At 66.6% G+C, this 22,420-nt stretch carries 19 protein-coding genes and 6 pseudogenes; 13 read left to right on the top strand and 12 right to left on the bottom strand.

Annotation, left to right across the window (positions count from 1 at the left end):
- The first annotated feature begins 21 nt into the window (after positions 1–21).
- From ACWFR4_RS42990 to ACWFR4_RS43010, 5 genes and pseudogenes are all read left to right on the top strand, one after another.
- The gene (locus ACWFR4_RS42990; protein ID WP_453455215.1) at positions 22–1,032 is read left to right on the top strand and encodes an NADP-dependent oxidoreductase; all 1,011 of its coding nucleotides are present in this window, start codon (positions 22–24) and stop codon (positions 1,030–1,032) included.
- A gap of 37 nt (positions 1,033–1,069) precedes the next feature.
- Positions 1,070–1,214, top strand: a pseudogene (locus ACWFR4_RS42995) (pyridine nucleotide-disulfide oxidoreductase); the annotation flags it as partial.
- Positions 1,215–1,771: 557 nt separating this feature from the next.
- Positions 1,772–3,847 (top strand): SpoIIE family protein phosphatase, encoded by a 2,076-nt coding sequence (locus ACWFR4_RS43000; RefSeq protein ID WP_453656915.1) that lies wholly within the window; start codon positions 1,772–1,774, stop codon positions 3,845–3,847.
- Positions 3,848–4,192: 345 nt separating this feature from the next.
- Complete coding sequence (locus ACWFR4_RS43005; RefSeq protein WP_453455214.1) at positions 4,193–4,432, top strand: Smr/MutS family protein; 240 nt, start codon at positions 4,193–4,195, stop codon at positions 4,430–4,432.
- 141 nt (positions 4,433–4,573) lie between these two features.
- Positions 4,574–5,113, top strand: coding sequence for a GNAT family N-acetyltransferase (locus ACWFR4_RS43010; RefSeq protein ID WP_453656916.1), 540 nt, complete (start codon positions 4,574–4,576; stop codon positions 5,111–5,113).
- A 362-nt stretch (positions 5,114–5,475) separates the two neighbouring features.
- Here the strand turns inward: ACWFR4_RS43010 and ACWFR4_RS43015 are convergent, their stop codons facing one another.
- Positions 5,476–5,913: a cupin domain-containing protein gene (locus tag ACWFR4_RS43015; RefSeq protein ID WP_453656917.1), complete on the bottom strand. Its 438-nt coding sequence runs from the start codon at positions 5,911–5,913 to the stop codon at positions 5,476–5,478.
- 446 nt (positions 5,914–6,359) lie between these two features.
- Between ACWFR4_RS43015 and ACWFR4_RS43020 the strand changes: the two are divergent.
- A pseudogene (locus tag ACWFR4_RS43020) lies at positions 6,360–6,824 on the top strand (transposase); the annotation flags it as partial.
- Between the two features lie 168 nt (positions 6,825–6,992).
- Here the strand turns inward: ACWFR4_RS43020 and ACWFR4_RS43025 are convergent.
- From ACWFR4_RS43025 to ACWFR4_RS43040, 4 genes and pseudogenes are all read right to left on the bottom strand, one after another.
- Complete coding sequence (locus ACWFR4_RS43025; protein ID WP_453455062.1) at positions 6,993–7,862, bottom strand: hypothetical protein; 870 nt, start codon at positions 7,860–7,862, stop codon at positions 6,993–6,995.
- Between the two features lie 763 nt (positions 7,863–8,625).
- A complete protein-coding gene (locus tag ACWFR4_RS43030; RefSeq protein WP_453656918.1) occupies positions 8,626–8,823 on the bottom strand; it encodes a DUF6381 family protein in 198 nt (65 codons plus the stop codon).
- A 334-nt stretch (positions 8,824–9,157) separates the two neighbouring features.
- The gene (locus tag ACWFR4_RS43035; protein ID WP_453656919.1) at positions 9,158–9,841 is read right to left on the bottom strand and encodes a hypothetical protein; all 684 of its coding nucleotides are present in this window, start codon (positions 9,839–9,841) and stop codon (positions 9,158–9,160) included.
- A 653-nt stretch (positions 9,842–10,494) separates the two neighbouring features.
- Positions 10,495–10,708, bottom strand: a pseudogene (locus tag ACWFR4_RS43040) (hypothetical protein).
- 189 nt (positions 10,709–10,897) lie between these two features.
- Here ACWFR4_RS43040 and ACWFR4_RS43045 point away from each other — a divergent pair.
- Both ACWFR4_RS43045 and ACWFR4_RS43050 read left to right on the top strand, forming a co-directional pair.
- A complete protein-coding gene (locus ACWFR4_RS43045) occupies positions 10,898–11,209 on the top strand; it encodes a hypothetical protein (protein WP_453656920.1) in 312 nt (103 codons plus the stop codon).
- Between the two features lie 862 nt (positions 11,210–12,071).
- Positions 12,072–12,881, top strand: coding sequence for a hypothetical protein (locus ACWFR4_RS43050; protein WP_453656921.1), 810 nt, complete (start codon positions 12,072–12,074; stop codon positions 12,879–12,881).
- A gap of 326 nt (positions 12,882–13,207) precedes the next feature.
- On the opposite strand, the pseudogene ACWFR4_RS43055 reads toward ACWFR4_RS43050, so the two are convergent.
- From ACWFR4_RS43055 to ACWFR4_RS43065, 3 genes and pseudogenes are all read right to left on the bottom strand, one after another.
- Positions 13,208–13,373 (bottom strand): annotated as a pseudogene (locus ACWFR4_RS43055) (protein phosphatase); the annotation flags it as partial.
- Positions 13,374–13,572: 199 nt separating this feature from the next.
- A complete protein-coding gene (locus ACWFR4_RS43060; protein WP_453455049.1) occupies positions 13,573–14,133 on the bottom strand; it encodes a DUF6817 domain-containing protein in 561 nt (186 codons plus the stop codon).
- 483 nt (positions 14,134–14,616) lie between these two features.
- Positions 14,617–15,489: a YhjD/YihY/BrkB family envelope integrity protein gene (locus ACWFR4_RS43065; RefSeq protein ID WP_453455046.1), complete on the bottom strand. Its 873-nt coding sequence runs from the start codon at positions 15,487–15,489 to the stop codon at positions 14,617–14,619.
- Between the two features lie 325 nt (positions 15,490–15,814).
- On the opposite strand from ACWFR4_RS43065, the pseudogene ACWFR4_RS43070 reads away from it, so the two are divergent.
- From ACWFR4_RS43070 to ACWFR4_RS43085, 4 genes and pseudogenes are all read left to right on the top strand, one after another.
- Positions 15,815–16,111: pseudogene (locus ACWFR4_RS43070) on the top strand (helix-turn-helix domain-containing protein); the annotation flags it as partial.
- 106 nt (positions 16,112–16,217) lie between these two features.
- Positions 16,218–16,706, top strand: coding sequence for a (2Fe-2S)-binding protein (locus ACWFR4_RS43075; protein ID WP_453656922.1), 489 nt, complete (start codon positions 16,218–16,220; stop codon positions 16,704–16,706).
- A 1-nt stretch (position 16,707) separates the two neighbouring features.
- Positions 16,708–17,685 (top strand): FAD binding domain-containing protein, encoded by a 978-nt coding sequence (locus ACWFR4_RS43080; protein ID WP_453455040.1) that lies wholly within the window; start codon positions 16,708–16,710, stop codon positions 17,683–17,685.
- On the top strand, positions 17,682–19,883 hold the full coding sequence (locus ACWFR4_RS43085; protein WP_453656923.1) for a xanthine dehydrogenase family protein molybdopterin-binding subunit: 2,202 nt from the start codon (positions 17,682–17,684) through the stop codon (positions 19,881–19,883). The genes ACWFR4_RS43080 and ACWFR4_RS43085 overlap by 4 nt, the downstream gene beginning before the upstream one ends.
- Positions 19,884–19,987: 104 nt before the next feature.
- Here ACWFR4_RS43085 and ACWFR4_RS43090 read toward each other — a convergent pair.
- Positions 19,988–20,116, bottom strand: a pseudogene (locus ACWFR4_RS43090) (TetR family transcriptional regulator); the annotation flags it as partial.
- A gap of 105 nt (positions 20,117–20,221) precedes the next feature.
- Positions 20,222–20,950 carry a glucose 1-dehydrogenase gene (locus ACWFR4_RS43095; protein WP_453455037.1) on the bottom strand — a complete coding sequence of 243 codons (729 nt, stop codon included), beginning with the start codon at positions 20,948–20,950 and terminating at the stop codon, positions 20,222–20,224.
- 87 nt (positions 20,951–21,037) lie between these two features.
- Here ACWFR4_RS43095 and ACWFR4_RS43100 point away from each other — a divergent pair, with 87 nt between their 5' ends.
- Positions 21,038–21,214, top strand: coding sequence for a hypothetical protein (locus ACWFR4_RS43100; protein ID WP_453656924.1), 177 nt, complete (start codon positions 21,038–21,040; stop codon positions 21,212–21,214).
- A 196-nt stretch (positions 21,215–21,410) separates the two neighbouring features.
- On the opposite strand, the gene ACWFR4_RS43105 is transcribed toward ACWFR4_RS43100, so the two are convergent.
- Complete coding sequence (locus tag ACWFR4_RS43105; protein WP_453656925.1) at positions 21,411–21,812, bottom strand: nuclear transport factor 2 family protein; 402 nt, start codon at positions 21,810–21,812, stop codon at positions 21,411–21,413.
- A gap of 232 nt (positions 21,813–22,044) precedes the next feature.
- Entirely contained in the window at positions 22,045–22,395 is a 351-nt protein-coding gene (locus tag ACWFR4_RS43110; protein ID WP_453656926.1) for an NUDIX domain-containing protein, read from the bottom strand.
- Between the last annotated feature and the right edge of the window lie 25 nt (positions 22,396–22,420).

The raw sequence follows: 22,420 nt of genomic DNA on the forward strand, positions 1-22,420 counted from the left end.
CAGCGCGAGCAGGAGAAAACGATGCCGACACACACGATGAGAGCGGTCCGGCTCCATGAGCACGGCGGCCCCGAAGTTCTGCGTTACGACCAGGTGCCGATTCCCGAGCCGGGGCCGGGTGAGGTGCTCGTTCGCGTGCACGCGGTCGGCCTCAACCCGCCCGACTGGTACCTGCGCGACGGGATGTCCAACCTGCCTCCGAAGGTGCGGCCGAAGTTCAGCTTGCCCGTGATTCCGGGGACGGACCTGTCGGGCGTCGTCGAGGCCGTCGCCCCGGATGTGGACGACTTCTCCGTCGGTGACGAAGTCTTCGGCCTCCTTCGCTTCCCCGGCTTCGACGGCAGCACATATGCCGAGTACGTGGCCGCGCCCGTGTCGGACCTCGCACTCAAGCCGGTCGGCATCGATCACGTGCACGCCGCCGGGGCGCCTATGGCCGGGCTCACCGCATGGCAGTTCCTGATCGAGCTCGGACACGATCACCCATCACCCTTCCAGGCGGCGCAGCATCGTCCGGTGCCGCTCGACGCCAACATGACGGTGCTCGTCAACGGCGCCGCGGGCGGTGTGGGGCACTTCGCGCTACAGCTGGCGAAATGGAAGGGGGCACGTGTCATCGCGGTGGCGTCGGGCGCGCATGAATTGTTCCTGAGAGAACTCGGCGCCGACGAGTTCATCGACTACACCAAGAGCCGTCCCGAGGAACTCGTGCACGACATCGACCTCGTTCTCGACGCCGTCGGCGGCCCCGACAGCAAGCGCTTCCTGCGCACGCTCAAGCGCGGCGGCTCCCAGTTCCCCGTGTTCTTCGGCGAATTCGACGAAGAAGAGACCGCGAAGCTGGGCGTCACAGTCACGGGAACCCAGGTCCGCTCGAACGGCGCGCAGCTCGCCGAACTGGGACGCCTGCTCGCCGCGGGCACAGTCCGCGTCGCGATCGACAGCACGTTTGCGCTCGCGGATGCCCGAGCCGCGCACGAACGCGCCGCGCGAGGGCACATCCAGGGCAAGATCGTGCTCACAGTCGCTTAGGAACGAGCCTCATCGACACCGACGGCAACACCGTGGTGGCATCACCTTCGCCAGCCCCGGCGTCGGGGAACTGGTGCACTCGGCCACCCTCGCAGTCGTCGGCGAGGTGCCCCTCGACCGGCTCTGGCACGCCGTCCCCTGCCTTCCCCACCCTCGGCGAAGTCTGGCTGCGGCTGCTGGAGACCACCGCGGCTGAGCATGCTCCGGCCGTCATGCGGGGCGGTCCTGGTCTCCGCCGGGTGACTCGGTCGTCTGCGGGTGAGGAGCGATCCTCCTGTCCCGGTGACCGGCAGTGGCGTGCCCGCAAACGCGGACTGGACCGGACTGGACCGGGGGCTCGGGATGACCGCAAGGTGCTGTAAGGAATCCTCATCACCGGCGCCCGGTGAGGAGTTGCCCACTGAACAGGGCTCCGGCATGGCCTGCTGGTGGGAGCTACAGGGCTGCGAAGCCCCGCAGCTCCCACAGCCGCGCTTTAAAGCACTCCCCACGTGGGAGCACATGGGAGCTGTCGATGGAACCGGCCAGGATCCCTGCGGCAGCCGCGTCTCTCGGCGCCACTTCCTGTACCTCAGCTACTCCCACTCGATGACCACAGGTCCTCGCCCGGCGCTGTGCGTCGCCGGTCGTCGCAGGAGACTATGGAAGCACCAGAAAGGCACGAAAAACATCCAATCGCTGCAGCCCCAGGGCCTGCGCCGGGCGCGCGTCACCCTGGCAGGTGGAAGGAGCACCTGGGATGAGTGAAGCGGGATCTTTCAGTGCCGACAGCGGCTCGTCCGACCTCCGGCTGGAGCTGCCGAGCGGGGCGCTGGATGCGCTCGGCGTGGCGGTGGTGGCGCTGGATACGGCCGGGCGGTTCGTGTGGTGGGGCCCACAGGCCGAGGAGCTGTTCGGCTACTCCGCACAGGAAGTGCTGGGCCAGCACGCGGCTCAGTTGTTGGTCCATGACCCGGATATGGACCTGGTGGCCCGTAAGTGCGAGCAGATGATGGAGACCGGCCAGAGCTGGGCCGGGCTCATTCCCGTCCGGAACAAGGACGGCAGTACGCGGCTGGTGGAATTCCGCTACAACCGTCTGCCGGACAGGCAGGGCGACTTCTACGCTCTGGGTATCGCCACCGATGTGTCGACGCTGCGTAAGGTGGAGCAGGACTTGGCGTTGTCCACGCAGCTGATCGCCCAGTCACCGGTCGCGCTGGAGGTTCTGGACACCGATCTGCGTTATGTGGCCGTCAATCCGGCGATGGAACGGATGCACGGCCTGTCTGCCAAGGACCACCTCGGCCGGGGGTTTCGCGAGGTCCTGCCCTCCGACAGTGTCGACGCGTCCGAGGCGGCAGTCAGAGAAGTGCTCGAGACCGGACGCCCTCAGGTCGACAGGTACACCATTGGCCGCACCCCGGCCGACCCTGACAACGATCATGCCTGGTCTGTCTCCGTCTACCGGTTGGAGGATCCAGGAGGTCAGGTTCTTGGTGTCGCCACGTCGGTGGTGGATGTCACCGATCGGCACGGCGCGATCACAGCGGCGGCCCAGGCCCGGCAGCGCCTGGCCCAGATCGCCGAGGGCTCCGCCCGTATCGGTACCACCTTGGACATGAAACAGACCGCCCGCGAGCTGACTGACGTCGCAGTGCCCGAGCTCGCCGACGTCGCGGTCGTAGACGTACTCGACTCCGCCCTGGACGATCGCCGCCCCGCGACACCCGACAGCGGCCCGGCGCTCTTTCGCACCCTCGCGGTGAAGGCCGCCTACCTCGCCGAGGCGACCGGCGCCGTCGGCACGGCGGACCAACTGGTCAGCTATGACGCCGACCGACTGCCCGCCCAATGCGTACGGACCGGTCAGCCGATCATGGTGACTCGCGTGGACGAGTGGGATCTGGCGCGCATCGCCCGTGACGCCGGAGCCGCCGCTGTCCTGGCCAGTGTCGGCATCCACTCATATCTCGCCATACCGCTGGCCGCCCAGGGCCGGGCACTCGGCGTCCTGGGGTTGATGCGCGGCCGCAATCAACTGCCCTTCAACGCGGACGACGTCACCCTGGCCGGTGAGCTCGCCGGCCGAACTGCGGTGTCCCTCGACAACGCGCGCCTGTACCAAAGCGTCCGCAACACTGCAGTGACGCTCCAGCGCAGCCTGCTGCCCCGGCCGACACCACCCGAGAGCCTGGAGATCGCCACCCGCTACCAGCCCGCCGGAACCTCTACCGAGGTCGGTGGCGACTGGTTCGACGTCATCCCCCTCGCGGAGGACAAGACCGCGCTCGTGGTGGGCGACGTGATGGGCAGCGGCATCGACGCGGCCGCCACGATGGGCCGCCTGCGCACCGCCACGGCGACCCTGGCTGACCTCGATCTCCCGCCCGCCCAGGTGCTGCAACGCCTCGACAAGATCACCGCCGGTCTGGACCCCTACATCGCCACCTGCATCTACGCCGAATACGACCCGCACAGCGACCGGTGCCGAATCGCCACAGCCGGCCACCTGCCCCCCGCGCTGACACCTGCAGGCGGGCTCCCCGAACTGCTCGACCTACCATCTGGTGCACCCCTCGGGGTCGGCGGCGTCCCCTTCGAAACGGCCACCGTGCCCCTGCGCCCCGGCGATCAACTGGTCCTCTACACCGACGGCTTGGTCGAAACACGCCGCGACGCCATCGACGAACGCCTCGACCTCCTTCTCCGCGTACTCGACAACCACGACCTTTCCCTGGAAGAAACGTGCGACCGGCTCCTGGAAACACTGTGCGATCCGGACGAGCACGACGACGTTTCCGTACTCATCGCCCGACCCAGACCGCGGCCCTGACTCACTGCGGACATCGGCCGGCCGGGGACAGCTCTTCGTGTGCTCGCCGCGCCGCTTCCTCCGCCGTCAGGACCTCGACTCCGGCCTCGCCCCGCCGGTTGTCGCCTTCATCACCGTTATGAGTGCAGCCGGAGTACTTCCTCGCCTTCATCGATCGTGGAGGATGCGCGCCGATTACCAGGGACAACGTGACCGAGGAGGAAACTTCGCGCCCCGGGACGCGCCACGCGGCCGATGACGTGTCGGAACCTACGGCCGGCGCCCGGACGATCCCGCATAGCCTTGGCCGACAAGCCGCGGCCTTCCGAGCCGCCGGACACAACAGGAGGCTCCGCGTTGCTCACCGTGGATCTGCACCCGATCTTCCGCAACAACCGGGACATCGAACTGGCCCTGCGCCAGGCCATGTTCAAGGCAGCGAGCAGCGGCGAGACCACCATGGAGATCATCCCGGGCAAGGGCTCGGGCAAGCTGAAGAAGCGCGTGCTCGCGTTCCTCAACCAGCCACACATCAAGAAGCTGTACGAACGGTTCGAGACGGACCCGACCAACGAGGGCAGGATCGTGGTCCACTTCAGGTCGTAAGACCGGGCCTGGGAGGCATCTCGTCCCTGGCAGGCGTCGCTTGTAGGGCCCGGCCCCGTTGGCCAGGGTGGGGCCCGGGCCGATGGGTTGATCGGTCCGCGAGTCTTGATCGCTGCCGAGCCTGCTGCTTGGCTGGCGGGTATGACTGAGCTCGGACCCGTCGCCTGGCCGCCCACCCCGATCAAGACCGAGCGGCTCGTGCTCCGAGAGCCCGAGGCCCAGGACCGTGCGGCGTTCATCGAGCTGCACGCCTCGCCGGAGGTGCACACCTACCTCGGCGGCCCCCGGCCTCGTGACGAGCTTGAGCGCGAGATGCCCGAGGTGCCCGGGCGGCGGCCGGGGAGTTTCGTTGTTGATCTTGACGGGGCGATGATCGGCCAGATCCTGCTCAGGAAGGCAACGGAGCATCGTCGCCCGGCTGCCGCGGGGAAGGCCGATCTCGGCTACCTGTTCCTGCCGCGGGCGTGGGGATTCGGGTACGCCGCCGAGGCGTGCGCGGCGGCACTCGGCTGGCTCGCCGGCGCGCTTCCCGGCGAGCCGGTGGTGCTCACCACCCAGACCGCCAACGTCGGCTCGATGCGTCTCGCGGCGAAACTGGGGTTCACTGAGGTAGAGCGGTTCGAGGCCTGGGGCGCCGAGCAGTGGCTCGGCATGTGGTCCCCGCTCACGTCGTCTGGTTGAGCTCGTGCTCGACAGTGCGGATCCGCAACTCGACAGCACTACTGGGACGGCGCCCAGTGCTGTTGAGACTCGTGAACATCTCACCAGGCGGAGACGGCCGAACGCCTCCCGAAGCGTTATGCGTTCTCGTGGACGAAGCCACCCTGCTCTCGTATAGCTAGTGCCGTATCAGGCAACGTTTGCCCTGTTGTGATGTGACGCGCCGCTCGGTTGTTGGCGCAGCGGTGCGTCACCGTGAGTCGGTCCGGGTGGCGGAACGTGTGCGGGTTCGTGAGATCGATGACGATGAAGGCCGGAGGTTGCTCCAAAGCCCGGCACCTGGATCGGTGTTCCGGACTCCGCGCTCTTGTGGATCTCGCGGGTCAGCCTTCGGAGGGACGCGGGGCGCGCAGGTGCGCCCGTTCCTTCAGCTCCTCCTCGTCGACCAGCCTGAGCATCGGCTGACCCGGCGCGCACACCATGGTCACCACGAACTTGGTCGGTGCGTCCGACAGGGCGTTGCCGTCCTGGTAGTGGATCACGTCACCGCCTGGCTCCCAGAACGTCCCACCGGCCTCGACCACACGCTCCGGCTCACCCTCGAGCTCGAACCGGAGCGCGCCCTCCATCACGTAGCCGAACGACGGGCCCGAGTGGCGGTGCGGAGGGAGCCCGGGGTGACCGGGAGGCCACTCGACGAGGATGGTCATTCCCGAACCACCTTCGGGAAAGAAGGGCGGAGTGACTTCCTGCAGCAACTTGACTTCGGGCGGCAAGGAGACCTCGTGGGCGCTCCCGTGCTCTGAGCTATTCGCTGACATGTACCACACCTCCGTAAGCCTGCCCGGAATGGACGATCTCGCGTCGGCCACCGCATTCCGGACCGGTGTACCGACCCACTCGTTCGGCGGTGACCAAGTTCGCCGGTTCCCGGCTCACAGAACTCGCTTCGCGATGAGGACAAGCCACTGCCCGCATCCGTGACAGGCCGTGTGCCTTCTGCCTCGCCCAAACGGTCTCGACACCACCCTGCCTCCCGTCGGCGGCCGCCACAATCCGGGAGCCGGCGGCATAGAGACCGCATCGCGCCATGTCATCGGCGGGCATCTAGCGCCGTATCAGGAAGCGTCTGCCCTGTTGTGATGCGACGCGCCGATCGGGTGCTGGCGCACGCGGTGCGTCAGCATGACTCTGTCCGGGTGGCAGAACCTGTACCGGTTCGTGAGATCGATGACGACGAAGGCCGGAGGTTGCTGCGGCGTCGGGCAAGCCGCACCCCGGCAGGCAGTAGGCCGAACGCGGCGGCAAGCACAAGGATCCCGAGCGCGAGCCCAGGCCGCGACGTCGGGCGACCTACACCCGCCCGCATGGAGTCCGCCACCTGTCCGCCGCCTACGACCTGGGCAAGGACAAGCTCTACGGCCACATCAACAAGACCAAGACACGAACGAAGTTCCTGGAGTTCTGCCGCTACCTGCGCAGCCTCTAACCGCCCGAGATCCGCATCGCCATCGTGGTCGACAACTTCGCCCCGCACCTGACCACCAGGCGCGACACCCGAGTAGGTGACTGGGCCCAAGTCAACAACGTCGAGATCGCCTAAACCCCGACCAACAGCTCCTGGCTCAACCGCATCGAGGCCCAGTTCACCGCCCTGCGCTAGTTCACCCTCGACGGCACCGATCACGCCAGCCACAAGGAGCAGGGCTGCATGATCTGGCGCCACATCATCTCCAGTCTGGCCGCGAAGCGCGGCCGAGGTGGAGGCGCCGCTGATCGGGCCGGTCTCCGGCGCGGTCTGCTTGTTGATCAGCAGGTGCGGGTTGGGGGTGTCGGGCCGGCGTCGGCGCCGACGCCGGTGTTCCAGCCAGGCACCGACGGTTCACCGTCGCGCCTCGGGTTACAGCAGGTGTGCGAGAGGCAGCGCCGCGATGTCGGCAGGGGGCCGGGAAACATACAGGTCGGTGTGGTAGTAGCCGTCCGCTTCCTTGTCTGCCGTGTGCAGTCCGTTCACAGCCAGGGCGTCGAACGCCGCGTACCGTTCGGCGCTGTCGGCGAAGCGGCGCTGCCGGAAGGTACGGGTGGTCAGTTTCTCCGTCACCAGGCCCGAGCGGGCAAGCAGATCGGCGATCGGCTGGTAGGGCACGGTGCGCAGCACGAACGCCGCGACCCACGGCGGGGTCGGCATGCAGTCGAGAAGCCTGGTGAAGGTCCGGGTGAAGACGTAGCCGACGCCGCCTGTGACGGTGATGAGGTCCGTGCCCGCCAGTGTTCGGCGAAGGGCGGGGCTCGGTTCGGTGACTTCGAGGTTCTCCGCGAAGGCGTGGTCGAGCAGGCCGACGGCGCGGGCGTATCCGACGGCTCGGGCTGCCGAGTCGATACCTGTCGCCGTTGCGGCTTCCGGGCGGCGGCGCGCTGCGAAGAAGGTCCGGTCCTCGGCCGCGAGGTGGCGGCCCTGCAGGACGGAGAGGTCGTGGGAGGTGTACCGGGTGGACAGGTCCGCCAGAGTGACACGGTAGTTGAGGAGAGCTGTGTTGATCCCGTAGGAGCAGCACAGGTCCACCACGTTCAGTGGCGTCCGGTCGGGGTGCAGCCGGCGCAGGGCATAGACCAGTGCGCGGAAGACGGCCTGGCCATGGTGGGGTATCTGGTAGTCGAGGGATCGCAGGGTTGCGAAGTACGTGCGTGGGTCGGGACAGTCGTAGATATCGTTGAAGTTCGCTTTGCCCCAGTCGGCATTCGCGGTGGTGTTGCTCGCTTCTGCTGCCATGGACGGTCTCCTGACCTGCGTCGGCCGGTGGGAAGGACGCGATGGCCGCAGGGATACGGCCAGCGCCTTTCCCTCGGAATGCCGTTCGGACGGCGTAGTCGGGGTTGGGACATTGGTCGGCGAGCCGAGGTCGTCGAGTGCTTCGCCGAGGCGGGCAAGAATCTGGGACTTCGCGTGGCCGGACTGGGTGTCTTGTCCGGCCACGGCTGTGTGGTCAGCCGAAGTCGAGCGTGCCGGAGGGAGTCGGCGGGCCCGGGGTGCGTGGCCCTGCTCGGCGGCCTCCCAGCGTGCGATCAGCTCGTCCTTCCAGCCCTTCTCCGGAGGCCAGGGGACGCCCCATTCGGCGAGCTGGCTACGTGTCCATACGCCCCAGGACGTACGGGCGGCTGCGATCTCTTCAGCTGACGGCAGCACAGGCATGTGGGATCGACGAACGACAAGGCTCGGTGTCACCTGTCTTCGAAACAGGGCAATCGGCCGCGGCAATGACCGCATGGCGTCGCGCGATCGGCACGCGTCGCCCGATCGGCACTGGGGTGCCGGGCGAGCAGGGGATGCATTCGCACGGGAAGGTTGGGCACAACGCGCCTAATTGCCAGCTTGGGCCGGTTTCACCGAATGTGCCAGAGGTGTCAGAGGCGCCACGCCGATGTGCCTGCCGGGGCCGCGGGCGACTGAGCGGAGACAGCAGTGACCGGCCGGGGGCCTCTCGCGTGCCAAAAAGCCACGGAGGCCGGCCACCGGCCGGCGTCTGCGCTCGGAACTACCGGGACGACACCGTCGGGTCGGTGTCCCGCTTGCCCGTACCGCCTGCATGCTCGCTCTGCTCCTTGAGCTGGCGGGCCTTGTCCTTCAGACGCTGACGCTCCTGCGGGTCAGTGGCGCGTTCCGCGGCCTGTTCGAGGTCCCGAGCCTGAGCTCGCATCTGCTGGGTACGACCGGACTCGCCTGCAGCGCTCATGATCACTCCTTGGGTGATGGGGAAGAGCGGGCCACACCAGAAAAACAGGCCCCGTCACCCCCTGCATCTCGAGTGGTCACCCACTGCTATCTACGCAGTTGGGAACGCTCGCGCGGAACGACGGCACAGCCCGGGGACTGCCGAACAGCCACCTGATGGGGGGTGGAAGCGGCCGTAACGGGCCATCGCCGCATGCAGAGATTGTCGGCAGAGTTAACCGATGAGCCGCCGACCTCGACGACATGTGCGTCCCCTGCCGACGCGGCGGTGTAGGAGGCCGAGAAGTGAACTCCCCGGCTTCCTTCTTCTCCAGTGCTCCCCGCCGGGTGACCGGTCACGGTCGATGGCTGAGCGAGACGGCGTCCAACGTCTCCATGACAATGCGGCTCCCGTTGAACCTATAGACGACGAGCTCGACATGACGGCATTCGACCTGCCCGAGGGCGAGCTCCCGGCGCTCGCCCACCCAATCCACGACGACTTGCGGGTTGGTCAATGGACGCGTGAAGTGCACCAGCGTCGAGTACCAGATGTCCCGGTCGAAGTCGGCCTCCAGCCAGCCGTCTTCGCACAACGCATCTTCGTAGGCGTCATACAGGCGCTCAATAACGTCGCTCGACGGCTCGGCGCACAGCATGATGCAGCCTGGCGTCAGGGTCAGACCCGACAGAGTCAGGCGAACGGGGCCGACTGCTGTCGCCGCCGTCCGCAGTGCCGCCATGTAGCGGGATACCCGTGCGTCGCCGTCCGGGACCGATGCACGGTGCTCTTCCAGCGCGCGAAGGGTGAAGTGTGAGGAGTCGGCAGTCCCGGTCGGCCAGTGTTCTTCCCCGGCAACGGCCATCGCCTCGCGGGTGATCTCCCCCATCCTGCGGGCTGTCGCGGCGTCAGGTCGCATGACGACGGACATGACCCAGCGATTCCCGCCGTCCACAGGCGGCACCTGGCACTGAACCGTACCGGCCAGCACCGCTTCCCGACCGCGTTCGAACAGGTCATCGAACCTCGTTGCGTACATGCCGAACGATCATGCCGCAGCACAGGCGAGGGCCACAACGCACACGGGCGGTTTGGCTGCCCTGCTTCGGCGAGGCCCCCTCGAACGCGCCGCACAGTCATGCACCGGCGAGTCGAATCGGGCGGCGACGCGCAGCCCGAGTGCGGCCGCGCCGTTGCGTGAAGCCCTGAGCGATGCCGCCTGGGTGCGGAGCCGGTCCGGCAGACGAGCACCACATCACGCTGCCCAAGAGCGGCGAGGTAGACGAGCGCGAGGTAGACGAGCGCGAGGTAGGCGCCACCGCTGCTGATCGGCGGAGATGCGCTCACTGATCGTCGATTGGAGACGACGCGCGCTCCAGGAGGACGTACGGCAGGGAGAGCTTGTGGAGCAGACGGGTGTGCGCCGACGGGCACTCTCAACTCCGGTAACATCAACCGCCGTTCGCGCAGCAGGCGCACGGTGAATCACTACATACGGGCCGCAGCCTCGGCGTCGCCGACCGTCTCAGCGGCCACGGTCTCGTTCGTGTAGTTCACGGACCGAGGCATCGAGGGCCTTGGCGCGAAGTGCGCGCGTTGCCGTACCGGCGGGCCGGATCTGGAAGTCACCGGCGCAACGGCCGACCGTTTCGCGCGGTTCCCACAGCCGTCGACCTCCTGACACCCCCATAGTCAGGCCGCCTCGTAGTGGTGCGCCCGGCCGCCGCGCCATTTCACCCACAATGAATCGTCGAGTAGCTCCTCCGCGTCCGGCAGGCCCAGCGCGGCGCAGGAACTCGATCACGTCCACATCCGAGCAGGCGAGGCCGAGGATCCGACCGCGCGCCGTCACCCGCCGGCCGCCCGTGCCGAGCGGCGGGTGCACGACTATCGGCGCCGCCGCCATACGTCCGTGGTCATCCGAATGGTCGGCTCGCGCATGCGGTACGGCTGGCGGTCTCGGAGGATGTTCACAGAGTTCCGCCCGGTCTCCGACACCTTCCTTCCGGCCGGGCGGGCTCCATCAGTCCAGAACGCCGAGCGCTGAGTCCGGCCGACAATGGGGGCAAGCGGACGGCACGGTGATGAACAGCTGGTGGGCTGGTATCCGTGTCCTCCGAACACCGCCAGCAGCGGCGGAGGCATCGACAACCGCGGCACCCTCACCGTGGCGGCAAGCACCATCCTCAACAACACCGCCAGCAGCGACGCCGGCGGAGGCATCTTCAACTCCACCCTCACCGCTACTGCCAACGTGACGGGCAGCACCGTCCAAGGCAACACTGCCGTGGGCGACGGCGGAGGCATATACAACGCGACCGGCACCGTTGCCCCGTTGCTCAGCACCATCCGCAACAACACACCCAACAACTGCGCGGGAACCCCAGTACCCGGTTGCAGCGGATAGCAGCCGTTAGGCGTTGGGGCGTACCTGCCTCTGGCTGGACGCCAACCACCCCGCCACCGCGGGGGACCCCGTGGAAGCCCCAGGACTCACTCGTCGTGACCTGGGGCTTTGCTCGGGGAGATTCTTCGTTCAGGTCGCCACACTCCTGCGTCGGCATCCGGCAGTTCAGCGAAAACGGCGCCCTACTCGGCGCCCGCATCACACTGGCCGAGCGGCTCGACGGTGCGGCCGAGCAGGTACTGCGGAGCTGGCCGGGTGCGTTCCAGTGCGATCAGATCGTCAGGGAGTTCGATAGCCACGTCGCAGAGCGTTCGCCGACTCCCCTCCACCCAGCGGAAGTTGGAGAGATCACGAGGCCGAGAGCCACGAGCACGACGACGAGTTCGGCGACGGCATCGAGTACCTGAGAGGCCACGACCTGGTCGACGCCCTGAGCGGACCCGCGCGGGAGCTGCTGAAGTTCTCCAGCCCGCGTGACCCCGCGCGGCTGGCACGATCGGCGGGCTGCGGGTGATCGAGCCGGAGACGCCTTCTGGCGCCGTGGGATCGAAGCGAGCGCCCGGCACTTTGAAGGAGACCGGCGCGGAGCAGCTGAAGGTCCCGTACGACTTCGTCACCCCCGAGGACTGGTCTCCGGCCGGCTTCCCCCTCGGAACGTGGCTGGCCGATCAGCGGGAGGCGAGTCTTCCCCAGCGAGGCCGTCGACATCGACGTCGTCGCTGTGACTCGTGTCGGATGAGCTATGAGACCGCCTGGAGCCGCTGCCGCCGCAGCGCCAGAGGCGCTCCGAACGCCGTGCCCCAGGCTCTTTGAGTATCTGTACGGATAGCAGCGGTCCATAACTTAGAAAATGATGGCCGCCATGACCACCACCTCGTGGATCGTGATACTCGTCCCGGCTGTTCTTTTGGCTTCTGCCGTCGCGGCCTGGCCCGGCTCCCTAGCCCCACGCCAACAGCAGAGATCCCGCATACGTCGCGCCCTCGCCTTGCCTCTCAGCGTCATCCTGGTGCTTGTCCTCGCAGCGTGCGGGAGCGCGACCAGCGAGAAGACCGTGCGCAGACTCGCTGGCAGCCCAGAAGCAGTAAAGGCACGGCAGGAAGCCGAGTCTGCGAGCCGGGACACCATCGCCGCCTGGGACGCCAAGACCCCGCTCACGCTTGGTCTGGTCGTGCTAGAGGACTCGTGTGCCGGCGGGCAAGCGAAGGAATGGTTCTTCCAAACGGGCGACGACCGGTACAAGATCCGCTGCACGATGTATGTCACTGCCTACTTCGGCGCCGACCCCCGCCGTGTGGCCGACACTATCGACGGTGTCCTCACCGCGGGGGACCGTACCGGATCCCCCATCCCTTTCGGCCACGACTTCCAGTACGCGCGCACAGTCGTCGACTACTACCGGGGGAAGACGAGCGACCCGCAAGGGCCGGGTACCGGCGAACCGAAAGAGCTGTTCAGCGCAGGCACGATCACGCTCAACTGGGACCAGGTGCACACCAGAGACACACGTGAACTGATCGAAGAGCCGCGCCCGTGCACACCCCATCATCCGCCCATGCGACGGTGTCTGCACGAGCCGACCTCCACCAGCGTGGCTGATCTGCGCCGCGAGTACGGCATGGTATTCCAACTCACCTTCCCCACCAGGAACTACTTCATCGTCTGGAAGTAACCGGACCGACTGATTCCGGGCCCTCGTGTTCTGCTGGCCCAGCTCAGCTCCCGACACTGTTTTTCGCCCATCGCACGGCGGCATGGCCCGCGAGCCGGGGAACGCGCAGACCGCTGGGGCCAACTGACTCGACCAAGTGCCATCTACCTCGAAAAGTCGCGACAACACTCCGTCATGTGATCGTGCGGCGTTGTTGGCGAGTGAACGCGAGGAAGGGCCTGGTCGGATGCCTGGTGGGGCCCGTTAGATTGCGAGTTTGGTGGGCCAAAGTTCGCGAACCTGCAGGCGCGTTGGTCACGCGCCGCAGCGGTGAGACTGAGCTGTCTCAGGCCCACGACGATCAGGGCAATGTCGTCTTGGGCGCCACCGGCCGTCAAGACGGGCCGGTAGGGCGTCGGCGAGGAGGTCGGGGCTCATTCGGGCGTGACGGTCGAGGGCGTCAGTGCGGTGGTGCAGGCCGGCGTCGATGTCCTCGTCGCGGCGTTCGATGAGTACCTGCCGTGATCACGAGCGGATCTCGCCCGGGGTTCAGGATCCTCCCAGGAGCTGGGACCGCCCCAAGGGCGATAGAGAATCTCGGACTTGGCGATCTGGGTCGGGGCGGGAGCGCGTCGGCTCTCCAAAGCTCTCTTCTGCCATCCCGTTCGCCATCCTGCTCGTATAGGTGTCCCCGACCGACGTGAGAGCCGGCTCAGTCCTGCGGAGCCACAGCGAGCACCGTGCGGCAGTCCGACCGAGCAGGGTGGCTCAGCAGGGGCTGGAAGCGTGTGAACAGAGCGAGGAGTTCGGCTCCCCACTTCTCGCGGAAAGCGGGGTCAATCCGGGCAAGGTCGAGTTCGTTGGCGGCGGACAGCTCAGCGAAGTCCCGTCGAAGGTGCGGCTCCGGAGCGTGGAGACGGCCGGTGAACCGATCTCGGAAGGCCCCGTCGGCATCCACGAGCGTCGGATACGTGTCCTTGCGGTCACACGACGCGTAGAGATACACGATGGCTTCAGCCTCGGCACCGATCACCTCTGCAAGTTCGGCGCGGCTGTCCAGAGACAGCAAGGCGGTGGGGAAGCCGTCGGTGCCGTAGAAAGCGTGACACAGACCGGCGACCTGGAGGGCGGGACGGGCGCCCCATACAGCGAGTTGGCGCTGGACGCGCTGGAGGTGGGCGATGAGAGTGCCACCCGGATGAGCGATGTCCGCAGCACCGAGCTTGCGCAGTAGCACGATGGCCTGGTCGGCAGAGGCAGGAGAAGCAGGCATAGGGCTGTGTCCTTCTGGCTCACGAGGTCGGCACCCGCCCGCGCCTTCGCCTGTGGTCCGGACCCGTGAAAGCACCGGACGGGTTGTCGCCTGGGTCCTGCGCTGATCATCGTGGACCCCATAACCCCAGTCAATCCTAGGGATTTCTGAGCAATACCCAAGCTGTGGCTCGGGGCTATTGCTTTAGAGGACCTGCGGGTCTTCGCGGCCGTGTGCTGCCCGGAAGGTACTCCTGGCAAGTAGCTCTCCGCCGTGCAGAACGTACGGCCTTTCTGAGAAGCTGGCGTCCGCCCCGATCGTGCCGGATGTGGTCTGTGAGCGAGGCTTGACATGAGTCATTCACAGCGTTGATCCCGCGAGGTGCGTCGGCGGCAAAGAGGACTGTGAACACGGCTTGACGTGGATGATCAAGCCGCGTTCGCAATCTCGTTCCTGCCTGATCGACGCTGGGAACGCGGACGTTGGTGGTGCCGGCCCGCCCCCTCAGTGGTTCGAGCCCTTGGTCTGATGATGAGAGACCTGTTTCCGTGCCGTCCGCCACCGTGACCGAGCCTGCTCGACCACACTGTCCCACTGTCGGCGGACCTCGTGGTCGGAAGGGCGGTGGCCCTGACGGATCCGGCTGAGCTCGTCTCGTACTTCTCGTCCCAGTGCCGCCGACGCAACCATGACGAGCGTGGCTGCAAAGAGGGCAGAGATCATCGCGAAGACGGCACCGACCACCCCGTAGCGTGAGGCGGAGGAGTTGAAGAGGCGCGGCATGTAGATGGTTGCGCCCACGGAATAGGCCACCGTCAGAACGGCGGCGGTGACGCCGAACGGGAGCAGGTCCGGCCAGCTGATCCGCTTCGCTGACAGGATCCAGCCGCTCCAGACAAGAAATGCGGCAGTCACCGGCATCTGGCACACCGAGGCGGCCAGACCCAGCGCGCCCCCGCCAAGGAGCGCGGAGACCGTCGCGGTGACCGCCACGTAGCCACCGAGGGTGAGGATCCACCACAAGCCGTTGCGCGTGTTGCGCACACTGAGGGGCTTGAGTTCCCATGTCTGCTCGAAGAGCCGCTGTACGGCTCGCGTGAAACTCAGCACCGAGATCGTCAGAAACACTGCTCCGAAGATGCCCACGCTCGCACTGGTGCCCTCGGCAGGTGAGAACAGCGAGCTGACTGCCTTGGCGCCTGCGCCGCTGAGGTTGTAGCGCTTGATGATCCGTTCTGCGGCGTCGTAGTGCACGAAGTTGCCCAAGACAGCGCCGATGAGGATGGAGAGCGGGACCAATGCCGTCAAGGCGCTGGACGCCAGGGCCATCGAGCGGTCGAAACCCACGATCTTCTGAAACCGGTTGATGACCCGCAACGCGAAGGCAGGACGCAGCCAAAACGTCAGCGTTCTGACGACGCGCTTTCGATTGATCCCCGCTGTGCTGCCCTCCGTGAAGATCGGGACCTTTATGGCGACATGAGCCTAACGGGCGGTCGCCGGACCGATGAGGGGCGACACGAGAAGCAGCGCGCCGGCCGCAGGGCATCCGATGCCTCACATCATCACTTCAGTCCGCCGTAGGCCATTGGGCGAGCATGCGCGGTTGCGATCGCGGGCGGGCCAGTATGGCCTCACTGAAGAGCCACAGTTGGAGCAACCGATAGACGGGACCCCAGGTTGGGCCTTGACCCAAGGCCCGTCGTTTCATGAACGCGAAGAGATAGCCCTCCTGAGGGCCCAAGAAGCCGGAGTCCGTGGGATAGGGCGCCGGCTGGGCGGCGCATTCGCCGACGATCTCCCGCGAGCTTGGTCGCAACGCGGCGACCCGCGCGGGCAGGCTCGACTACCGTGCCTCGGTCGCGCAGTGGAAAGCTGACCTGCCGGCGCTTCGTCCGAAGGAGGCGAAGCTCCTCAATCTTCAGCAACTGCACGAGTATGCGCAGGAAAGCTGTCGGGCCACGTGCATTGCCCGGACGGGACCCTCCGGCGCGCCCCACGCCGCGCAATCGGAGGCCATTAGCCCGTATATAACCGGGGAATGTAGCAACATGCGGGTTAGGCACTTTCATGAGTGTTTGGAATGCCTCCCCAGGAGCGATGTGATGCCTGAAAACAATCCGAGCCCTGAGACGGCTGTGATGCTGCGGGTCAACGGCAAGAGGGTCGAGGTGAGCTGTGATGTGCGCGCGACACTCCTCGATCTGCTGCGCGAGCGGCTCCGTCTGACCGGCACGAAGAAGGGATGCAACCGAGGCGAGTGTGGCGCCTGCACGGTGCACCTCGACGGCCGCAGAGTTAACGCCTGCCTGGTCCTGGCAGCCAGCGCGGACGGAGCCGAGGTGACCACGGTGGAAGGACTGGCCCGCGGTGAACAACTGCACCCGGTACAGGAGGCGTTCATCGAATCGGACGCGTTCCAGTGCGGGTTCTGCACTCCCGGACAGATCATGTCGGCCGTCGCCTGCATCCACGAAGGGCACACCGGATCGAACGAGGAGATCCGCGAGTGGATGAGCGGGAACATCTGCCGCTGCTCGGCCTACCCGCAGATCGCTGCGGCGGTTGCCTCGGCGGCCCGAGACGACGTGTGACATGCGGCCGTTCACCTACGTCAGGGCAGAGACGATCGCAAGAGCGCTGGAGAAGGCGCAGACACGGGGCACCATTTTCCTCGCCGGCGGCACAGAATTGCTCAACTGGGCCAGGATCGGCATCGAGACCCCGGCGCACCTGGTCGACATCGGCCACCTGCCGAGCCTGGACGGCATCGCGGCCGGCGGCAACGGCGTGCGCATCGGTGCACTGGGCCGTTTGAACGACGTGGCGCAGGACCCTCGTGTTGTTTCCTCCTATCCTGTCCTCTCCCAGGCCATCCTCCAGTCTGCTTCGGCACAGATCCGAAACGTGGCGACGATCGGCGGGAACCCCGTGCAGCGCACCCGCTGCCCTTACTTCCGGTCCACGGAGCCCCTGCCCTGCAACAAGCGCGTTCCCGGGTCGGGGTGCGCTGCCCTGCAGGGTGCCAACGAACGACTGGCGATCTTCGGATGGACCGAGGAGTGCGTGGCGACGCAGCCCTCCGATCCCATCGTCGCCCTGGCGTGCCTGGATGCCCAGATCGTCACGGAGCACCCCGACGGCGGACGAACGATCCCCGCCACGCAGTTCCACATGTTGCCCGCCGAAGACCCCTCCGCACACGACGTACTGCGTACCGGCGAGTTGATCACCTCGGTCGATCTCGGAGGGCCTGCCCCCAAGTCCGCTTACGTCAAGGTCCGTGAACGCCAGAGCTACGAGTTCGCTCTCGTCTCGGCCGCCGCGGCGGTCGAGGTCGAAGAAGGTGTGATCTCCCGCGCGCGTCTGGCCCTGGGATCGGTGGCAATGCGCCCGTGGCGTCTGTACGAGAGCGAACGTGCCCTGGTCGGCCTCCGCCCCGGAAGCCCGGCGGTGCTGGACGCCGTCACTGCGGGGTTTCGCGACAGCCGCCCGCTCTCGTCGAACGCGTACAAGATCCCACTCGCGCGCAACACGGCCATGCGCGCCCTCGAATTGGCCCTGGAGGCATGATGACCACCACCCGAGCTATCACCAGGCAGGACGGCCCCAAGAAGGTAACCGGAGCTGCCTCCTACGCGGCTGACTACAACGCGCCCCGGCAGCTTTACGCTGTCCTGGTGGGGGCGGCTGTCCCCACTGGTCGTGTCACTGGATTCGACCTCGTTGATGCCCTGGCAGCACCCGGCGTGGTCTGTGTCTTGACGGCCAGTGACATGCCTGTGGTGCATGACGACTTCGCGGCCCTGCCTAGTCCGCCTCTGGCGACGCGCTTCCTGCCCATGCAGTCGGACATCGTCTATTACGCCGGACAGCCTGTGGCCATGGTCCTGGGCGAGACGCTCGAAGCGGCAGAGGGGGCCGCCGTGAACGTCGGTGTTTCCTATGAGCGAGAGCCGTTCGTGAACCCGGACACCGCCGTATCGGTTCCCCCGTCGCCGGGCAGCGGCTACGGCATACTTGCCGAACTGGAGTTCCGCAAGGGAAACGCACCCGAGGCCCTGTCCGGAGCCCCTGTGCGGGTCGACAGCACCTACACCCAGCCGTCGCGGCACGGCAATCCCATGGAGCCCAGCGCCATCGTCGCCGAGTGGGACGATGGAGTGCTGACTGTCCACGACTCGGTCCAGCATGTGTACGCCGTACAAGACACGCTGGCTGGCGCGTTCGGGCTGCCCTCGGACAAGGTGCGGGTCATCGCTACCCACACGGGCGGCGGATTCGGCACCAAGGCATTCGTCTGGCCGCACGAGATCCTCGGCCCCATGGCGGCGAAGACCGTCGGGCGACCGGTAAAGCTGGTCCTCAGCCGGGCCGATATGTACAGCATCGTCGGCTACCAGCCGCTGATGGAGCACCGTCTGTCCCTGGGTGCTGACGAGAACGGACAGCTCCAGGCGATCGCCCACGAGGTCGACAACGTCACCTCCGTCACCGACGACTATGTGGAGTTCGGCAGCGCTCCCTCCAAGTCCCTCTACGCGGCAGCGAACATCTCTACCAGCCAGCGGGTGCGCCGTGGAAACGTCAACCTTTCTTCGTTCATGCGCTCGCCCATCGACGGCCCCGGCACCTGGGCGCTGGGGTCAGCCATCGATGAGCTGGCGCACGCGCTGCGCATGGATCCGCTAACGCTGCGGATTGTCAACTACGCGGACCACGACCCCGCGGACGGATCACCTTGGTCCTCCAAAAAACTGAAAGAGGCATACGACCAGGGAGCTCGGCGATTCGGCTGGTGGGACAGGCCCAAGGGCGGTACCCGTGACGGGCATTGGCTGATCGGCTGCGGCATGGCGGACTGCACCCAGGGCCAGTTCCGGTTCTCCTCGCAGGCCAAGGTCAGGCTGCGAGCAGACGCCACGGCGCGTATCGAGGCCGGCTACACCGACATCGGAGCCGGCTCGACCACCATCTTCCCGCAGATCACAGCGGCGACGCTCGGCCTCGACATCAGCGCAGTCACCGGGGTCTCGGGCGACACCAAGCTTCCCTACGCCGGCCCCACCTACGGATCGGGCACGACGCTGTCCATGGGAACAGCTGTGCACAATGCTTCCCGGGACGTGCTGCGGCAGCTCGCCGAAGCGCTGTCCTGGCCGGTGGACGAGGTCCGGGCCGAGGCCGGGCAGCTCAAGTGGCAGGATGAGAGCAGGCCTTTCCACGACATCATGCGATCCGCCGACCTGGAAGAGATCGTCGGGACGGGAGCACTCGAGCTGCCGGGCGGCGCATTTGCCGACGCGGGAGCACCGGGATTCTCCTCACGCACCTTCGGCGCCATGTTCGTCGAAGTGGGAGTGGACCCGGAACTGGGGCTACTGCGGCTGCGCCGTGCGACGGGCGTCTACAGCGTCGGCGCCGTCGTCAACGAGCGGACGGCCCGATCCCAGATGATCGGCGGAGTCGTGTGGGGATGGGGCATGGCCGCCATGGAGGCAAGCCACTTCGAACCCCGGCTGGGCCGATGGCTCTCCCAGGACCTGGCCGGGGTCCCGCTGCCAGTCAACGCCGACATCCCCCCGCACATCGACATCTCCTTCGTCGACGAGTTCGACCCACACGCCGGCCCACTCGGCGCAAAGGGCGTCGGCGAGCTCTCCGCCACCGGAGTCGCGGCCGCGGTCGCCAACGCAGTCTTCGATGCCACCGGGCGACGGGTCCGCGACCTGCCGATCACCCCCGACAAGCTTCTGGACGCCCTGCTGTGAGCAGCACCGTCACCAACAGGACGGGGAGGAACAGACCACGGCCGGGGCTCTCGCAAGACTCTCGCACATGACCGTTTGCACGAGGCCCCCGTCATTCACGAGCGTCACGGTCGGCGCGGTTGGCGTAGTCCTGCGACGAGGAGCTCGACCGGTCGGCGCGCGTCGTAGCGGGGGTCGTTGTCGGCGCCGACACAGAGGTTTCCGATGCCGCGCATGAGTTGGTAGGAGTCGACGCCTCTATCCCTGTTTTGGGGAGCGGGTCTGAATCTGAAGCTCTACGCCGGCATGACGACGGGCCCCGCGAACTGAACGACACGGTCAGATACGCCGTTGCGGAATTAGATCTGCGCTCTGCCGCCATCAACGAACAGTTCGATCCCCGTGACGAAGCTGGAGTCATCCGAGGCCAGGAAGAGCGCCGCCTTGGCGACTTCGTCGGGCTCCCCCATGCGGCCCATCGGAATGGTGGATGCAATCTTCGCGATGGCATCTTGAGGCTGCGCCGCCACAAGCGGAGTTTCGATCGGGCCAGGACTGAGGACGTTGCACCGGATACGGCGATCCTTCAGCTCCACCGTCCACCCTCGGACGAAATTTCGGACGGCAGCCTTGCTCGCACCGTAGACCGAGAACGCGGGGGTTCCCTTGACGCTCGCAACGGAGCCCGCGAGAATGACAGAGGCGCCGTCATTCAATAGCGGCAGGGCCTTTTGTACCGTGAAGAGCGTCCCCTTCACGTTGATGTTGAAGATTTTGTCGAAATGCTCTTCCGTGACATCTTCCAGCGAAGCGAACTCACCCAGCCCGGCGTTGGCGAAAACGATATCGATTCGCCCCTTCGACTTGACGGTCTCGTAGAGGCGGTCAAGGTCGGCCAGTTCGGCGACGTCACCCTGAACGCCGGATACGTTGCTGCCGATTGCCTTCACACTTTCATCGAGTTCTTTCTGGCGGCGGCCCGTGATGAAGACATAGGCACCCTCTCTGACGAAGAGCCTTGCTGTGGCCAGTCCGATCCCCGCGGTGCCGCCGGTGATGACCGCCACCTTTCCCTGCAACTTGCCCATAGTCGCTACTCCCGACATTCTCAATCATGACTGGCGGATGGTTCGAGTTCATCCCGGATGCCCCGCGAACAACGCACGCCCCCCAGCATGGACACCACGTACGTCGCCAGCACGCTGATTTGGGCGCTACAGACCTACGAGGGCCGGATGGACTACTCCGCGGTCACCACCAGCACGGTCCAGGACCTGCTCGGCCGGGAACCCATCCATCTCGATTCGTGGGCCACCACACACCGTCAGGAATCGCTCGATCAAATGTCCTGACAGTTGCGGCAGGGCGCGCGCCGGAAGGCATACGGGCTGCCGTCCAGCGGCTCGTCGGAGCCGCGGATCTGGTCGCCGCCATGAGGCCGGGGGTCGTTCCTGCGGAGGAAAGAGGGGCTGCCTGAGCCGGGCGAGTCGACTCGCGACGAGCCGCGGGCGGTCGCCGTCATGAGCGGAAATCATGCAACGGAGCCGGTCAGCGGTCGGGCGGGAACCGGTCACCGAACATCGGCAGGCCGCTGACGGACTCGGCCTGGGTCGCCTCATCCTGTAGGACGTCCCAGTGTTCGGCGAGCTTGCCGTTTTCGATGCGCACCACGTCGGCCGCCACCGAGGCGACGGGGCTGCCATTGCCGCTGAAGCGGCCGTAGAGCATGACGTGATCGCCTTCGGCGAGGACGAGCTGGTGCACGTAGCGCAGTGTGTCCGGCAACGAGCGGATCAGGTCGAACAGACCCGCGCGTCCGGGTGCGATGTGCGCGCTGTGCTGGATGTAGTGCTCGGACCAGAAATCTTCGGCGGCGACGTAGTCACGCTTGTTGAACAGCGTGTCGAATGCTTCCAGCACCAGTGCCTTGTTCTGTTCGGGAGTAGTCATGTGGTCCTCCATGAGGTAGCCGCTGGATTCCCTCGCCCCGTCACCATGTCGATTGACTGGCACCCACCCTGCCGCAAAGCGCACGTGGCTGATCCACGCCTCGCCGACTCCTATTCGGAGTCGAGGAAGAGTTTGGCGTGCTTGCTACCCGCGCCTCGTGGTCCGGACCTGCTGCAGCTTGCGGTAAAGCGGTGCATGTGGGGTCGAGGAGCTCGTCAGACTCCTCGTGCACCTACTCATCAGTCAGCCACCGGATTGTGTCGAACTCGCTCCGGTCGTTAGAGGTGATGGTGTCGGCGTCGGCGTCGGCGTTGAGGAGGTACCAGAGTGAGACGTCGGTGTGTACGCCATGCCTCCGGGTCCGGGTGACGGTGAGGAAGAGGGGATGTTCGCCGGCGATCGGTGATGCCACGGCCTCGATGCCCAGCTCCTCACGGCACTCGCGGACCACCGTGGCCCACGGGTCCTCACCCGGCTCGACGTGTCCTCCGGCCGGCAGCCACAAGCCCGCCTTACGGTGCGCAACGAGCAGCAACTGCCCGCGCGCGTCGTCGAGGACAACGAAGTGGCTCACCAGGTGCATCGCCTGGAGCGTCCGGCCTACGCAG

The organism is Streptomyces sp. NPDC055140 (assembly GCF_053607285.1).